The following is a 15,103-nucleotide window of genomic DNA, read 5'->3' on the forward strand; positions in this document are numbered from 1 at the left end:
CTGAGCAATTCCGATGATCATAGCATCCCGAAAAGTAATTTCACGATCGCCCGATTTTTTGTAGTAGGAAAAAGCCAGAAATGACGCTGTAATCAGCAGCATAAACCCCACCAGCAGCAACATTTTTTCGGTATTGAAGATCTCCTCCACATAATCCTTAAAAAAGAGCCCTACAATGCCAATCGGAATCATCGAAAAGGCAATTTTAGCAATGTATTTTGTCTCCTCGTTCCAGCGAAACTTAAACAATCCTGCCAGCAGGTTGACAATGTCTTTCCGGAAAACCACAAGAGTACTCAGCACCGTAGCCCCATGCACAACCAACGTAAACCGTAAGCTATCGGGGGTATCAATGCCCAGAAGATGTTTCCCAACCTCCAGGTGCCCGCTGCTGCTCACAGGTAGAAACTCGGTCAGGCCCTGTACAAAACCCAGAATTAATGCTTCAATCCAATCCATATATCAAATTGTATTACAAAAAAATGTGAGTCGTTACATCAAAAATGCCTGCCAAAACCTCAGCAGACATTTTCCGTTTTTAAAACCCAACGGGCATAGAATAAGAATCACTTCTTCTTTTCCATCTCCTTGGTGTCTTTCGGCTTTTTCATGATAGCATAAATGGCAAACAAAAAACCAAATAAAACCACCAAAGGCGCCAGTGTTATGCGACGAAAACTGTATACCTCCTCGTTAAACACTTCGGGGTTTTCACTTCCGCCACCCATCATCAGCAAAAACCCAATAATCACTATTACAAATGAAACCGCCAACAACAGATAATTCTTTTTTTCCAGGGCCATTTCAAATTTCTTTTCTGTCTCTTTTTTCGACATAGCTTTATTTTTTCAGCATCAACAATTAAACATTCAAACCATTATTTTCCAATGCTGTTTTAGAAATATAAATCATCTGCTTTGAGCCGCAGATATTTATTGACTGCAAAAAATGTGGAAATAAGGGTGATAAAAATCCCCAAAAGGATAACAAGTCCAAAAAGAATACCAATAAGCAAAAGGTTATTGAACCCGATCATTCCCTGTAATTCATTGTTCAGTCCATAAATGAGGGATGATAACAAAAGTATGGCGATGGTAGCCCCTGCCAGACCATTTAAAATACCGGTGGCCAAAAACGGCCTTCGAATAAAACCTCGTGTAGCCCCAACAAGTTGCATTGATTTAATCAGAAAACGTCGTGAATAAACAGAAAGACGAATGGTGTTATTAATGAGCGCGATGGCGATTACCAGCAAAAGAATGGCAAATCCGGCCAACACAATGGATATTTTTTCAATATTGTCGTTCACAGCATGCAATAAATTTTTCTGATAATAAACCTCCTGCACCTGCGGAAAGTTCAACACCTGATTTTCAATGACTGCCATACTGTCGGGATTGGCATATTCGGCATATACTTTTACCTCAATACTTGACAACAATGGATTGTATCCCAGGAAATCAACAAAATCTTCTCCCAGTTCCTCCTGCATTATATCAGCGGCTTCGTCTTTGCTTATATAAGCCGCTTCGCGAACATAAGGAGAGGCATTGAGTATTTTTTGCAGCCGCTGAACTTCAGCTTCCCGGGAGTTATCATCCACCAACACAGTAAACCCAAGATTCTCTTTCACATAGTTTGACAATCGATGTGCATTAAGAAACAAGAGTCCGATAATTCCCAACAAAAACAACACCAATGAAATACTTATCACGGTGGTTACGTAGGAACTCCTGAGCTTTCTTTTGGCAGCTGTATTACTCATAATGTTGGCACATTTTTCCTAATAAGATGCAAATATAAAAGAATTTAGTCCCAACCCATTAAAATAGTTACCTTGATTTGCTATAGAACGTTAGATTTTTAGATGTTAAAAGCTTGAAACCTCCTACTGTGTTAGTATTCAGACTCTTAGTTGATAGTCAATTAACCTGTTGCAAAACCCTTTGAATCAGCCGTTTATGTTTAAAAGCTATTTTGTATTAAAATTCGGATTTTCAACACCATACGATTTATCTTAATTCTTAAATCAAAAAATCTAAAGGTCTGTTATCAATAAAAGCACCCGCATTTTACAAACAGTTGTTTCACAAGTTATTGCAAAAGAATATGGCTTTAGTTAATTTTCAAGTGTGTACTTTTAGAAATTGCTTCGGGTCGAGCCATCGCATTGAAACATTGCAATGTCTTGGGAGATGAAGGGAGTTGCTGTATTACAATACTCCGTTAAACTTTTGCAAATATTTGATAATGAATAATTAAAAAACAGAATTGATGATATTAAACCTCTGATAATAAAATCTTTGCGTCTTCGCATCTCTGCTTTTAGGTTTTTTTTAACGTACTATTGCTATTAACCAAGACCTAAAAAAGTGGAAAAAGCTTAAAACACGGGACATTTTAATCTTTATGCCGTAACTTTGAGAAAGAAAAAAACAAAAACCCATGTTTAATTATATTTTCGGACCTGTTCCATCACGCCGCCTTGGAATGTCGCTGGGAGTTGATCTGGTCCCCCGAAAAGTTTGCTCTCTCGATTGTGTCTATTGCGAAGTGGGCATTACCACCAAGTTGACCACCGAACGAATGGAGTATGTACCTTATGAAAAGGTTGTTAAGGAACTATCTGAATACCTGGACCATAGTCCGGCCCCCGACTTTATTACTTTCTCCGGTTATGGGGAACCGTTGCTAAACTCAAGGATTGGGGATGTTTTAAAATTCATTAAGGAAAATTACCCCCGGCTGAAAGTAGCTATCCTAACCAACGGAACACTGCTTTCTGACAAAAACATAAGAGCCGAAATTATGCAGGCTGATTTGGTACTTCCATCCATCGATGCGGCCACCGACAAAGTATTCAAAAAGCTGAACCGTCCGGAAAAACACCTTAAAGTTAAGAAGCACATTCAGGGTCTAATCGATTTCCGTAAAGAATTTAAAGGTGAAATATGTCTGGAAGTTTTTATTCTCCCCGGCTACAACGACCACAACGAGGAAGTTAGTGAACTCAAAAAGGCAATTCGGGAAATACAACCCACTTTTGTACACTTAAATACACTGGATCGTCCCGGGGCTATTGAAGGCCTTCATCCTGCAACTAAAGAACAACTGGAAGACATAAAAAATAAAATTGATTTTGAGAATACGTTAATTGTGGCTGCCGCGCATTCCAGTAAAAAAAACAAGGCTTATCGGGCGGATAAAGAATCCGCCATTCTGGAAACAATTTCCCGTCGTCCCTGCACAATCCCTGACCTCCGGAACATTATGAGCCTTCACATCAATGAACTCAACAAATACCTCGACATTCTGGAAGCCGAAGGCAAAATCACCACAGAATTTGGAGAGAGAGGGATGTTCTACAGGTTAAAATAGGAAATCTTAACGTTTTAATTTTCGTTCCATCTCAAAGTTGCCCGCTTTAAGGTTGTAAGCCACAAAATTCCCGTCTTCATCATAGAGTTTGTCGAATTGCACCAAATCTCCCGATACCCGGTCAACAAATTGTAGTCCACGAGTCAGGATATTTGCTGATTGCTGAGAACCATCGGGAGTGTCTGCAGCGGTAAGCAACCGACCGTCCTTCCGGTTGATATCCAAATAAAGGGGCATCATCTGGCGCAAACCAGCTTCGTAAGCATTTGGAATACCTCCTGCCAAATCCATTTTAATACCGTTGGAGCTAAGTTTTACCATTGGGCGTTGCATGGAAGAGGAGTCCTCAGCACCGTCTTCATCTTTTACTTTAGCATAGATCCTGTTATCAACTGAATATATGCTCGATGAGTGACTGGATAAATCAAAACTCTGAACCTCAGCCAACTTTAGTTCAGGAATATCAGGGTCGGAAATAACAAAAGGTAATGGCTCCAAACGCTCCATCACAATTTCATTTGCTCCCGTACTTAGTAAGAACCTCGGGGCATCTCCAAAAAACAGCAATAGCCCGGCAACAATCCCCACAGCGCCAACTCGCCAGGCTGAAAGCCAAACAGGTTTAATCCGCTTTTGAAGCAACGACGATTTTCCCTCATACCGAATGGATTCAATCGCTAGCCTGGTATGCTGAAACTCAACCCCACGCTTTATCAAGGATTCATCCTTACGAATTTTGACAGCCAACTCCTTCTCCTCTTCTTCCGAAAGCCCTTCCTCCATCTGCTTTACCAACAGATAATCGGGACGAGATATCTCAATCAAATCAGATTCTCCTTTTTGAAGCTTTTCCGGGGCATCAAAGCGGATAGTTGAAGGTTCCAGCTTCAATTCCTCAAAGGCATTCAATTCTTTCTTCAGTTCGGGATTGAACTGAAGAAATTCATCTAATTCCCTTCGGGCTTGCTCGTCCAGTTTTCCATCTAAAAAATCGATGAACCAAACTTCATAATTATCTTTGCTGATACGCCTCATACTACCACCTCCATCTTTCCAATATAATTCCTAAGGAATACACGCGCCCGGTAAATATAAACTTTAACCTGGCTCTCGCTCAATCCGGTAATTTCGCCTATTTCCTCATACGAATACCCTTCATAATCACGCATCATGACTACCATTTTCTGATCTTCGGGCAATTTTTCCAGTGCCTGGTGCAAAATTTCCTGCAAATCGGAATACTGGCGCTCATGTGCATGTTCCTGCAAGTCGGCTTCTTCCATCCGCACCGAATGTTTTTCACGCCGTGTATGGTCAATCAAAACATGATAGGCTGTAGAAAAAAGATAGCTTTTACCTTTGGCAGAATCCACGTTTTCGTGATGACGCCACATCCTTTCATAGGCATCCTGCACAATATCTGACGCTTTGTCCTTGTCACGAATGTTCTTCAGGATAAAGCGGTAAACATTGTCGGAATATTGTTTCACGCAATCGTTGTATTCGTCTACAGTCATCAGGTTCCGGTAAATTGATACAGGTGGGACGCTTTAATGTGACGAAAAGTTACAGCGAAATTTTTTTGCGGGCAAATAATTTATCTGTTCCACACAGGAAAAGGATTAAACCAAAGAGGGCACGGAGGAACACAGAGATATTTTTCCTGTATCTCTGTGTGGGCTCTGTGGTAAAAACATCAATGGGCTACCAGCCAGTTTTCACCAACACCCATATCAACTTCAAGTGGAACTTTCAAAGAAACGGCCGATTCCATTTCTTTTTTAACGATTTCCTTAACTTTATCAACCTCGGAATTCAGTACTTCAAAGTTGAGTTCATCATGTACCTGCAGTACCATCCGGCTTTTAAGATTTTCCTTTCTGAAAGCACGCTCGACACCTACCATTGCCATTTTAATGATATCGGCCGCCGCTCCCTGGATGGGGGCATTGATGGCGTTGCGCTCCGCTACCCCACGAACAACACCGTTGCGGCTGTTGATGTCAGGCAGATAACGACGGCGCCCAAACATGGTTTCCACGTAGCCTTTTTCACGCGCTTGTGCAATCACTCGCTCCATATATTGTTTTACGGCCGGAAAACTATCAAAATAACCATCAATAATTCCCTTGGCTTCTCCTCTTGATATATTTAGCCGCTCGGACAATCCAAAAGCTGAAATGCCGTAGATGATGCCAAAATTGGCCGTCTTGGCCTTGCGGCGCATATCACTGGTCACCTCATTCAAAGCAACCTTAAAAATTTTAGCCGCGGTGGCCGCGTGAATATCTTCTCCGCGGTTGAATGCCTCCAGCAGATTTTCATCCTCACTCAGGTGCGCCATCAGCCGGAGCTCCACCTGGGAGTAGTCAGCACTCAGAAAGGAGTGATCGGAATCCCGAACCACAAAGGCTTTTCGCATTTCGCGTCCATCTTCCTCACGAATGGGAATATTCTGAAGGTTGGGATTGGAACTACTCAAACGCCCGGTTACCACCACCGCCTGATTGAAGGAAGTATGCAGGCGGCCGGTTTGAGTATTTACCAATTTAGGTAACGCCTCTACATAGGTGTTTAACAACTTTTTAAGACCCCTAAATTCCAGAATTTTTCCAATAATCGGATGATTGTCCTTCAATTTCTGCAAGGTCTCTTCGTTGGTACTGTATTGGCCCGATTTTGTTTTTTTCCCCTTGCTGTCAATTTTCAATTTGTCAAACAACACTTCGCCCACCTGACGGGGACTAGACACATTGAACTCGGTCCCGGCTTCCTCGACAATTTCTTTTTCAAGTATTTCAATACGTTTCTGAAGTTTTTTGGCAAAATCAGCCAGCGCTTCGGTATCCAGGACTACCCCAATATACTCCATTTCGGCAAGCACCTTGAGCAGTGGCATTTCCACATCATCAAACAATGAAACCATCTTTAGTTCCTTCAGTTCTTCCAGTAAGGGCTCCTTCAACTGCAGGGTAATGTCTGCATCCTCCCCGGCATATTCGGTAACGGTTTCATTGTCAACATCGCGCATGCTGCCCTGATTCTTCCCTTTCTCACCGATGAGTTCTGTGATGGAAACAGGGGTATAGTGGAGATAAGTTTCGGCAAGAAAATCCATGTTGTGCTTCAATCCTGGCTGAACCAGGTGATGGGCCACCATAGTGTCGAAGAAAGGCCCTTGCATTTCCACCCCGTAGCGTTTAAGCATCAGATAATCGTATTTGAGGTTCTGCCCGACTTTCAAAACCGAAGAGTCGGTCAGAACTTTTTCGAAGCGCTTAACCATTTCCTCTGCTTTTTTTCTATCCTTATCTACAGGAACATAGTAAGCTTCACCTTTCTCAAAACTAAAGGACAATCCAACCAGCTCATTGGACCACACATCAAGACCGGTAGTTTCTGTGTCAATGCAAAACTCCTTTTTCACACTAAGGTCGGCAGCCAAAGAATCCAAAGCTTGCTGTGTGTCAACCAGGTAATACTGATGATCCGTATCTTTAATGGTCCTATTGTTGGTATTAAATTTCGCCGAAGAAGTTACAGGGCTTGTATCGTTATCGAAAAGGGAGCCCTGCGTAGGTCCATCCTCCTTTTTTCCGGCGATCTTTTCCCACAAAGTCTTAAATTCCAACTCTTCAAAAACCGGCTGTAATTTATCAAGGCTAGGTGCTCTGTGTAGAAACATTTCTTCATCAAACTCAATAGGAATTTGCGTTTCGATGGTTACCAATTTGCGGGACAACTCCACCTGATCTCTAAAATTAACCAGGTTCTCCTTTTGTTTTCCGGTAAAATCATCAATGTTCTTATACACATTTTCTATCGTCCCATATTTCCCAATAATATCTTTTGCTCGTTTTTCGCCGATGCCGGGACACCCCGGAATGTTATCGGCACTATCGCCCCAGAGCGCGAGCAGATCAATCACCTGCTCGGGTTTCTGCACTGAAAATTTCTTTTGAATTTCAGGAATACCCCATCGCTCAATATCGTTACCGGCCGATTTGGGTTTGAACATGACGGTTCTCTCGGTTACCAGCTGAGCATAATCCTTATCGGGGGTAACCATAAAAGTGTTAAACCCGGCATCCCCGGCTTTCCGTGATAAGGTTCCAACCACATCATCAGCCTCAAACCCATCTACCTGGATAACCTTGATGTTAAAAGCATCAAGAATTTGCTTGATATAAGGAATAGCCTTTTTGATATCTTCGGGAGTAGCGTCCCGGTTGGCCTTGTATTCACTATAGAGATCGTTCCGGAAAGTAGGGCCGGAAGGATCGAAGGCCACTCCAATATGTGTAGGATTTTCTTTATTCAGCACTTCAAGCAAAGAATTGGTAAACCCAAAAATTGCAGAGGTGTTCAACCCCTTGGAATTGACCCGGGGATTTCGAATAAAAGCATAATACGCCCTGAAGATCAAGGCGTATGCATCAAGTAGAAATAATTTCTTGGTTTCTTCGGACATAACTTTTCAGGTTTAATCCCGAAAAGTAAGAAAAAATGAGATACTATTCATTGTCGGAAGCAAACCATTCGGCAAATGAATTACCTGTTTCGTGCAGTTTCAGGCTGAAAAGGGAAATATTTTCGGGAAGTCGCGCTCTGATTCTTTCCGCATAATCAATCAACAAATTTTCGCAAGTGGGCTGATAAGGAACCACATGATAGCGCTCGGTCATTTGAGGTACTTGAAGAAGTTTCTCAACCTGAGCTTTATCGCTTATCACAATGCTATGGTCCATTTGGTCGACAACCTCTTCTTTTACAATCTTTTTCAAATCACCAAAATCCATCACCATCCCATATTTCGGATTGTACTCATCCGAATTGGGTTCCCCCAGGACAGTAACCTGAAAAATGTAGGAGTGACCATGAATATTTTTGCAGAGTCCGTCATAATTCCACAAAGCATGGGCCATCTCGAAACGGAACTCTTTAGTTAATCGTATCTTCGACATAGTTATTTAAAGCAATTAAACAATCGATTCGTTTGTCCCAAAATATGGAGTTACTGGCAAGATAATTAGTAAATTAATTGACTTCCTGAGCCTTAAAAACAAAACCCGGTTGTATTTAAACAACTAATAAGCAAACGCTTAAGATATCAAATAGTAATTGAATTAAAAAATGAGCTTTCTTATTCCACAGAGCAACGGCTTACGCACTCAACAATGTTGCGCAAGCTGTCATGCTTCAAAAAATAAAAAGTATTCTTCCCTTCCCGTTGTGAAGCTAAAACCCCTTTATCTTTAAGGATTCCCAAATGATGAGAAGTCGTGGATTGTTCAATATTCAACAAATTATGAATCTGGGTAACTGTCAGTCTCTTCCCATCTTCCAAATGATTAAGAATGGCGATGCGCATTGGATGGGCGATGGCTTTTAGCATACTTGCTGCCCGGTCGAGCTGATTAGCATCAAGGTCTTTAATTTTCATTGCTTTAACTTCCATTATTAATAATGATATCTTCTATTATAAATAGGTAATCCTTTTCACTTTATATCATTGCCCTTTAACTTTAACGGCCCAAAGATAATGAAGATATTTTGATTATTAGATATTTAAACCTGTGAAATATGCAAATATTTAGATAGGACTGATATTTACATTCTGTTGCAACACTAATACGCGGCAATTTGTTATTTTTGAAGATTAATAAATAGAAAAATGGAGCATTTAACAATGGACCGTTGCAGTTTTAACCAACAACACACTGATTAAATGCCCATTACCCGCAGGTTAATTATTTAAACGCCCCGAATAATCAACAGGAAATTATCAACCTGCCATCGATGGTTTTACCCAAAGAAGAATTGACAAATATTAAGAAATGAAAATATCATCAAAAATAACCTCTCCCATAGAAGAGGAGATGAAGCGGTTTGGTCCCTATTACAAGAAAAATTTTGACACCAAAATCCCGCTTTTGAATATCATTACGAATTATCTGATTCGCCGTAAAGGAAAGCAAATGCGTCCGATGTTGGTATTTCTGGCGGCTAAACTTAACGGAGAAATTGGCCCCGGAACTTACACAGCTGCCGGACTAATTGAACTGCTTCATAACGCCACTCTTATTCATGACGACGTGGTAGATGAAACATACCAGCGCCGGGGATTTTTCTCCATTAATGCCTTATGGAGGTCTAAAATAGCCGTGCTGATTGGAGATTATTATTTGGCCATGGGACTTATAAAATCGCTGGAAGAAGAACAAACCGAAGTACTGCGGATTGTCTCCACCGCCGTCAAAGAGATGAGCGAAGGAGAATTGTTGCAAATAGAAAAATCACGCAAACTAAATATTACAGAGGAGGTTTATTACGAAATAATCCGTAAAAAAACAGCCACCCTGATTGCTGCCTGTACAGCTGCAGGAACTCTGTCTGTTGGCGCATCAAAAGAGATTATTGCCCGGATGCATGATTTCGGAGAACATCTGGGAATCGCCTTTCAAATCAGAGACGATTTATTGGATTACGAAAAAACCAATCTCTCGGGGAAGCCTACCGGAAACGACCTAAAAGAAAAGAAGATGACGCTTCCGTTGATTCATGTGCTGGAAAAAATGCCATCTGCTAAAAAACGGCAAATCCTTAACACCATCCGGAAACACCATAAAAATGAGAAAAAAATTGCCCCCATTGTCCAGTTTGTAAAAGACAACGGAGGCATTGATTATGCTCGTAAAAAAATGATCGAATACCGCGATAAAGCACTGGAAATTCTAAATTCCTATCCCGAGGGAGAAGCTCGGGAAGGGCTCATCGAGTTGGTTCATTTTACCACCACAAGAAAGATTTAAAAATATTTTTCGAAGCTCTTCCCCTGGAGCTCAGCCAAATCGGCCAGCAAATTGTTGGCCAGACGGCTGGCGCCAATCCGGAATCTTTCTGAAATAAGCCACTCCTCTCCCAATACATCATTTACTATCTTAAAATAAACCAATGCTTCTTCGGTAGTACTGATGCCGCCCGCAGGTTTCAACCCGATAACTTTCCCGGTAACGGAATGAAACGCCTTTATAGCATGAACCATCGTCCATACGGCTTCGGGAGTAGCGGAAGGATTCATTTTTCCGGTAGAGGTCTTAATGAAATCGGCGCCGGCTTCCATGGCCAGAATGGAAGCTTCCCAAATATTTTCCGGTGATTCCAGTGCTCCGGTTTCCAAGATAACTTTCAAATGAACCTCGCCCATTATTGATTTAATGCGACTTATCTCCTCCATTACAAATTCATAATTCCCTTCAAGAAATTCCCCGACCGAGATTACGATATCTATTTCGTTGGCTCCCATATCCAAGGCTTTCTGAGTTTCTTGCACCTTCAAATCAAGAAAAGTTTGGGAAGATGGAAAACCAGCCGATACAACTGCCCGCTTAACATCCAGGTCTTTCAATTTGGTTTTCAGCACACTTGCAAAAACAGGATACACACACACAGCCCCTACCAAAGGCATATCGGGATAATCCTTTGAAAAACAGACCACTTTGTCACAAAACTCCTGCACGGAGTTGGCACTGTCGGTGGTGTTGAGGGTGGTAAGATCGATAAATGAAAACAACTTTTTCAGATTCTCTTCAGTCTTTAAACCAGTTGTATCCCTGTTTTCAGGCCATCTGGGCATATTCTTAAAATACTTTTCATATTTCTCAAGCAATTGTTCCGACTGTTCCATTCTATTTAAGTTTTGGATTGTTTTTATGTCTTTCTTTGTCTCTGGTTGTTTTCTTTTCTATAGATTTCTGAAGTGCTTCTGTCAGATCAACTCCGGTTTGATTTGCCAGACAAAGGAGTACCCATAAAATATCTGCCATCTCCTCTTCATGGTTGTCAGCCTCACCTTCCTTAAACGACTGGTCACCATATTTCCGGGCAATTACTCTGGCCAATTCCCCCACCTCTTCAGTAAGCACGGCCATATTGGTGAGCTCACTGAAATAGCGAACTCCGTGCGTATGAATCCAATCATCCACGATTTGTTGAGCTTCTTGAATATGCATTAGCGCTATTTTTTATCTTTGGTATCAATAAGTATTGTCACGGGCCCGTCATTCACCAATTCAACAGCCATAGAAGCCCCAAATTCACCGGACACAACAGGCTTACCCAATGACTCCGATAAACGCTCCTTAAACTGCTTGTAAACAGGAATCGAAACCTCCGGCCTGGCAGCATCAACATACGAGGGCCTGTTACCTTTTTTTGTTCGGGCATGCAGGGTAAATTGGCTTACCACCAATATTTCACCATCCACATCAAGGACTGAACGATCCATTACACCATTTTCATCATCAAAAATACGCAAATTCACAATTTTATTAACCAGCCATTTGATGTCATCATCGGTATCCGAATTTTCAATTCCTACCAATATCATTAAACCTTTTTGGATGGAACGGGTTTCTTGTTCATTGATCGCTACTGAAGCTTTCGATGCTCTTTGTATAACGACTCTCATATATATAAATTTTTGTGATTAATTGTACATTTGATGATAAAAATGGTAATTCTTTTGCCAATTAAAAAGAACAAACGCCAATTTGGTCTGGTTCATCAAAAATAACGTTCAATCAAATTATTAACTTTTTATTTTTTATATATCTATATAACTGATGTTTATATGGTTTATTTAAACCATTTAATTAACTTTTAAGTTACTCATACGCTCATAGAATCTTAAGCAAAGGAAAATGGACAGGAATACTTTAATCATAACAAGTAAAACAAACAATCCGGCCTTCAATTTAGCTGCCGAAGAAGTTTTGCTCAGAAAACACAAAGAAGACATAATTTTTTTTTATATAAACAGCCCTTCTGTAATTGTAGGAAAGCATCAAAACAGTTTATCCGAGATTAATCTGGATTTCCTCCAAAAAAATGGAATTCCGGTTTATCGGAGATTATCCGGAGGAGGAACAGTTTATCATGATTTCGGAAATTTGAATTACTGTATCATTGAAAACGGAGAGCCCGGTCATTTGGTAGATTTTGTTAAGGCCACCACTCCTGTGGTCAATGCCTTAAAAAATTATGGAGTGCATGCCCGTCACGGAAAAAGAAACGATCTGCTGGCCGGATACAAAAAAATCTCAGGAAACGCCTGTCACATTTACAAATCCCGCGCAATGCACCATGGGACACTACTTTTCAATAGTAACCTCCAACAACTGACCGAAAGCCTGAAAGGAGACGCCTCAAAATTTCACGATAAATCGGTTAAATCGGTTCGAAGCGAAGTAGTAAATATTTCGGAACTGGTAAAGGGAGAACACGATATTGAAAACTTTCTTAACCATATAAGTACATTTTTACAAGAAAAATTCCTTGCAATGCCGTATGAATTCACTAAAACGGACCTAGAAGAAATAGAAAACCTTATGAAGAGCAAGTACAACACCTGGAACTGGAATTATGGGTACAGCCCTACTTATGAATTCACAAAAAGAATTAAATCAGCGAATTACGTTTTTACATCGAAACTTAAAGTGGAAAAAGGCATGATCACAGAAATTGAAATCAAATCCAACCATCCGCAAAAAGAAAAATTGAGTGAGATTAAAGGCTTGATAAAGGGATCTAAGCACGAAAAGAGGGAAATAGAAAGACAACTTCAAGGAGCAGATGAAGAAATAAAACAAGCGATAATTGAATCATTATTTTAAATGGTTTTGGTAACCTTCAATAGTCTGAAAAAACAAACGCAGAGACTTCACGACGCAATTCTCTTATTATCTGAAAAATTCTTTCAATTCTCTAGCCCAAATTCAAATCGCAATCGACCCGGACAAAAATTTAAGGTTCCCGTTTAACTGAGTGTTGCAAATCAGAAGGTATGCTCAAAAACGTTTGTAATCATCATTACACCCTTATAGAACTAACCAGACTATTTGTATTCAAGGCTTTTTAAAATAACCCACAATTTTTATCGCTCTACTCTCCCCCACCACTTCGGCGAGTGCTTTAAATGAAGCCTCCCGGACACCTGTAGCAGAACCAAATTTAGCAAGCAACTTTTGAATACTTCCGGGCCCAATCCCTGGTATTTCTTCCAATTGTGATTTTAAAAAATCCCCACTGCGTTTATTTCGGTGAAAGGTAATTCCAAACCGGTGTGCTTCATTACGCAAATGCTGAATGAGTTTGAGCGATTCCGAATTTTTATCCAGATACAACGGCACCGGGTCACCGGGATAAAAGATTTCCTCCAGCCGTTTAGCAATCCCAATGATCGCAATCCTGTCATCCAGATTTAAATCACGTAAAGCTTTAACTGCTGAGCCCAATTGCCCTTTTCCTCCGTCAATTACCACTAATTGAGGCAAGGACTCCCCTTCGTTTAACAACCGACTGTAACGGCGATAAACTACCTCTTCCATGGAGGCATAATCATCTGGCCCAACCACCGTTTTTATATTAAAATGACGATAATCTTTCTTGGAGGGTTTCCCGTTTTTAAAAACAACACAAGCTGCAACAGGATAATGTCCCTGTATATTAGAATTGTCAAAACATTCAATATGTACCGGAAGCTTGTTTAACCGAAGGTCTTTTTTGGTGGTTTCCAACAACCGGACCTCCTTAGGAACTTTCGTCTGATTGGCCAACTGCTTTAGTTTTTCCAGACGATAATACTTAACATTTCGTTCCGAAAGCTCTAACAACTTCTTTTTGTCACCTATTTTAGGCACAAGAAAACGAAAATCTTCAAACTCAACATCCGGTTCAAAAGGAACAATGACCTCTCTTGAATTGCTGTGAAGACGTTCACGAATATCTGCAATGGCCATTGGCAACAATGTATGTACATCCTCATCCATTTTCTTTTTGTACTCGATGGTATGTGCTTGAATAATGGCTCCATTTACAACTTTCAGAAAGTTTACAAAAGCATATTTCTCATCATCAATAATGGAAAAAACATCAACATTATTAATTTTAGGATTCACAATGGTAGACTTGCTTTTGTATCCTTCCAGGATGGAAAGCTTTTTCTTGATTTCCTCAGCCTCCTCAAACTTATATTCAGAAGCCAGTTTCAACATATTTTCTTTCATATACTTCATCACTGAAGTAATATTTCCTTTGAGAATGTTTTTAATTTCATCAATATAACCTCTGTATTCCACCTCGGACTGTAGCCCCTCACAAGGGCCTTTACAATTGCCAATGTGGTATTCCAGACATACTTTAAATTTATTTTTAGATATATTTTCATCTGTAAGAGAGTGGCGGCAGGTTCGTAAGGGATACAAATGCCTGAAAAGGTCAATCAAGGTTTTCACCATCAAACCACTGGTGTATGGCCCAAAATAATCACTTCCGTCTTTTATTATCTGCCGTGTGGAGAAAACTCTTGGGAATGGTTCATTTTTCACAACAATCCATGGAAAGCTCTTATCATCTTTGAGAAGAACATTGTACCGGGGCTGGTACTTTTTAATCAGATTGTTTTCGAGAAGTAATGCATCCTGTTCTGAACTAACAACAATATGCTTAATCTCCTGAATTTTCCGTACAAGAATACGGGTTTTGGCATTTTCCGGTTCTTTTGTAAAATAAGAAGAAACTCGTTTTTTAAGATTTTTAGCCTTCCCCACATAAATAATTTTCCCGGTTTCATCATAATATTGATAAACGCCGGGACTATCGGGTAAAACCCGAATAAATTGCTTTAAGTAGTTTAATCTATTTTCCTCTTTGCTAGCCATTAAAA

General features: G+C 40.4%; 15 protein-coding genes. 3 read left to right on the plus strand and 12 right to left on the minus strand.

Annotated elements, in window-relative coordinates; all coding sequences use genetic code 11:
* From QZZ43_RS02850 to QZZ43_RS02860, 3 genes are all read right to left on the minus strand, one after another.
* A partial coding sequence (locus QZZ43_RS02850) for an undecaprenyl-diphosphate phosphatase (RefSeq protein ID WP_291856058.1) occupies positions 1-459 on the minus strand: 459 nt, incomplete at its 3' end.
* Positions 460-566: 107 nt separating this feature from the next.
* Positions 567-836: a DUF3098 domain-containing protein gene (locus QZZ43_RS02855; RefSeq protein ID WP_291856060.1), complete on the minus strand. Its 270-nt coding sequence runs from the start codon at positions 834-836 to the stop codon at positions 567-569.
* A gap of 59 nt (positions 837-895) precedes the next feature.
* On the minus strand, positions 896-1,765 hold the full coding sequence (locus tag QZZ43_RS02860; RefSeq protein WP_291856062.1) for an ABC transporter permease: 870 nt from the start codon (positions 1,763-1,765) through the stop codon (positions 896-898).
* A 680-nt stretch (positions 1,766-2,445) separates the two neighbouring features.
* Between QZZ43_RS02860 and QZZ43_RS02865 the strand changes: the two genes are divergently transcribed.
* On the plus strand, positions 2,446-3,378 hold the full coding sequence (locus tag QZZ43_RS02865; protein ID WP_291856064.1) for a radical SAM protein: 933 nt from the start codon (positions 2,446-2,448) through the stop codon (positions 3,376-3,378).
* A gap of 6 nt (positions 3,379-3,384) precedes the next feature.
* On the opposite strand, the gene QZZ43_RS02870 is transcribed toward QZZ43_RS02865, so the two are convergent.
* The 5 genes from QZZ43_RS02870 to QZZ43_RS02890 form a co-directional block, all read right to left on the minus strand.
* Positions 3,385-4,413, minus strand: a complete 1,029-nt coding sequence (locus QZZ43_RS02870) for a hypothetical protein (RefSeq protein WP_291856066.1) — start codon at positions 4,411-4,413, stop codon at positions 3,385-3,387.
* Complete coding sequence (locus QZZ43_RS02875) at positions 4,410-4,895, minus strand: RNA polymerase sigma factor (protein WP_291856068.1); 486 nt, start codon at positions 4,893-4,895, stop codon at positions 4,410-4,412. Before QZZ43_RS02875 ends, QZZ43_RS02870 begins: the two co-directional genes overlap by 4 nt.
* Before the next feature lie 179 nt (positions 4,896-5,074).
* A complete protein-coding gene (polA, locus tag QZZ43_RS02880) occupies positions 5,075-7,849 on the minus strand; it encodes a DNA polymerase I (RefSeq protein WP_291856070.1) in 2,775 nt (924 codons plus the stop codon).
* Between the two features lie 43 nt (positions 7,850-7,892).
* Entirely contained in the window at positions 7,893-8,342 is a 450-nt protein-coding gene (locus tag QZZ43_RS02885; RefSeq protein ID WP_291856072.1) for a 6-carboxytetrahydropterin synthase, read from the minus strand.
* Between the two features lie 179 nt (positions 8,343-8,521).
* Positions 8,522-8,821: a helix-turn-helix transcriptional regulator gene (locus tag QZZ43_RS02890; RefSeq protein ID WP_291856074.1), complete on the minus strand. Its 300-nt coding sequence runs from the start codon at positions 8,819-8,821 to the stop codon at positions 8,522-8,524.
* 394 nt (positions 8,822-9,215) lie between these two features.
* Between QZZ43_RS02890 and QZZ43_RS02895 the strand changes: the two genes are divergently transcribed.
* Entirely contained in the window at positions 9,216-10,190 is a 975-nt protein-coding gene (locus QZZ43_RS02895) for a polyprenyl synthetase family protein (RefSeq protein WP_291856076.1), read from the plus strand.
* Here QZZ43_RS02895 and deoC read toward each other — a convergent pair.
* The 3 genes from deoC to dtd are packed head-to-tail and all read right to left on the minus strand — an operon-like array spanning position 10,187 to position 11,848.
* Complete coding sequence (deoC, locus tag QZZ43_RS02900) at positions 10,187-11,065, minus strand: deoxyribose-phosphate aldolase (RefSeq protein ID WP_291856078.1); 879 nt, start codon at positions 11,063-11,065, stop codon at positions 10,187-10,189. The two genes, QZZ43_RS02895 and deoC, sit on opposite strands and share 4 nt — an antisense overlap.
* A 1-nt stretch (position 11,066) precedes the next feature.
* Positions 11,067-11,390: a nucleotide pyrophosphohydrolase gene (locus QZZ43_RS02905; RefSeq protein ID WP_291856080.1), complete on the minus strand. Its 324-nt coding sequence runs from the start codon at positions 11,388-11,390 to the stop codon at positions 11,067-11,069.
* 5 nt (positions 11,391-11,395) lie between these two features.
* Positions 11,396-11,848: a D-aminoacyl-tRNA deacylase gene (gene dtd / locus QZZ43_RS02910; protein WP_291856081.1), complete on the minus strand. Its 453-nt coding sequence runs from the start codon at positions 11,846-11,848 to the stop codon at positions 11,396-11,398.
* Positions 11,849-12,080: 232 nt separating this feature from the next.
* On the opposite strand from dtd, the gene QZZ43_RS02915 reads away from it, so the two are divergent.
* Positions 12,081-13,052 carry a lipoate--protein ligase gene (locus QZZ43_RS02915; RefSeq protein WP_291856083.1) on the plus strand — a complete coding sequence of 324 codons (972 nt, stop codon included), beginning with the start codon at positions 12,081-12,083 and terminating at the stop codon, positions 13,050-13,052.
* Positions 13,053-13,283: 231 nt separating this feature from the next.
* Here QZZ43_RS02915 and uvrC read toward each other — a convergent pair whose 3' ends face one another.
* On the minus strand, positions 13,284-15,098 hold the full coding sequence (gene uvrC / locus QZZ43_RS02920) for an excinuclease ABC subunit UvrC (protein WP_291856085.1): 1,815 nt from the start codon (positions 15,096-15,098) through the stop codon (positions 13,284-13,286).
* Positions 15,099-15,103 lie beyond the last annotated feature (5 nt).

The sequence above is a fragment of the Marinilabilia sp. genome (genome assembly GCF_016278715.1).
Lineage (GTDB): Bacteria > Bacteroidota > Bacteroidia > Bacteroidales > Marinilabiliaceae > Marinilabilia.

Excerpts from the sequence above, each read along its gene's own strand:
- QZZ43_RS02915 (WP_291856083.1), top strand. The coding sequence starts at position 12,081 with ATGGACAGGAATACTTTAATCATAACAAGTAAAACAAACAATCCGGCC.
- QZZ43_RS02870 (WP_291856066.1), bottom strand. The coding sequence starts at position 4,413 with ATGAGGCGTATCAGCAAAGATAATTATGAAGTTTGGTTCATCGATTTT.
- polA (WP_291856070.1), bottom strand. The coding sequence starts at position 7,849 with ATGTCCGAAGAAACCAAGAAATTATTTCTACTTGATGCATACGCCTTG.
- uvrC (WP_291856085.1), bottom strand. The coding sequence starts at position 15,098 with ATGGCTAGCAAAGAGGAAAATAGATTAAACTACTTAAAGCAATTTATT.
- QZZ43_RS02895 (WP_291856076.1), top strand. The coding sequence starts at position 9,216 with ATGAAAATATCATCAAAAATAACCTCTCCCATAGAAGAGGAGATGAAG.
- QZZ43_RS02905 (WP_291856080.1), bottom strand. The coding sequence starts at position 11,390 with ATGCATATTCAAGAAGCTCAACAAATCGTGGATGATTGGATTCATACG.
- QZZ43_RS02875 (WP_291856068.1), bottom strand. The coding sequence starts at position 4,895 with ATGACTGTAGACGAATACAACGATTGCGTGAAACAATATTCCGACAAT.
- QZZ43_RS02855 (WP_291856060.1), bottom strand. The coding sequence starts at position 836 with ATGTCGAAAAAAGAGACAGAAAAGAAATTTGAAATGGCCCTGGAAAAA.
- deoC (WP_291856078.1), bottom strand. The coding sequence starts at position 11,065 with ATGGAACAGTCGGAACAATTGCTTGAGAAATATGAAAAGTATTTTAAG.
- QZZ43_RS02865 (WP_291856064.1), top strand. The coding sequence starts at position 2,446 with ATGTTTAATTATATTTTCGGACCTGTTCCATCACGCCGCCTTGGAATG.
- QZZ43_RS02890 (WP_291856074.1), bottom strand. The coding sequence starts at position 8,821 with ATGAAAATTAAAGACCTTGATGCTAATCAGCTCGACCGGGCAGCAAGT.
- QZZ43_RS02885 (WP_291856072.1), bottom strand. The coding sequence starts at position 8,342 with ATGTCGAAGATACGATTAACTAAAGAGTTCCGTTTCGAGATGGCCCAT.
- QZZ43_RS02860 (WP_291856062.1), bottom strand. The coding sequence starts at position 1,765 with ATGAGTAATACAGCTGCCAAAAGAAAGCTCAGGAGTTCCTACGTAACC.
- dtd (WP_291856081.1), bottom strand. The coding sequence starts at position 11,848 with ATGAGAGTCGTTATACAAAGAGCATCGAAAGCTTCAGTAGCGATCAAT.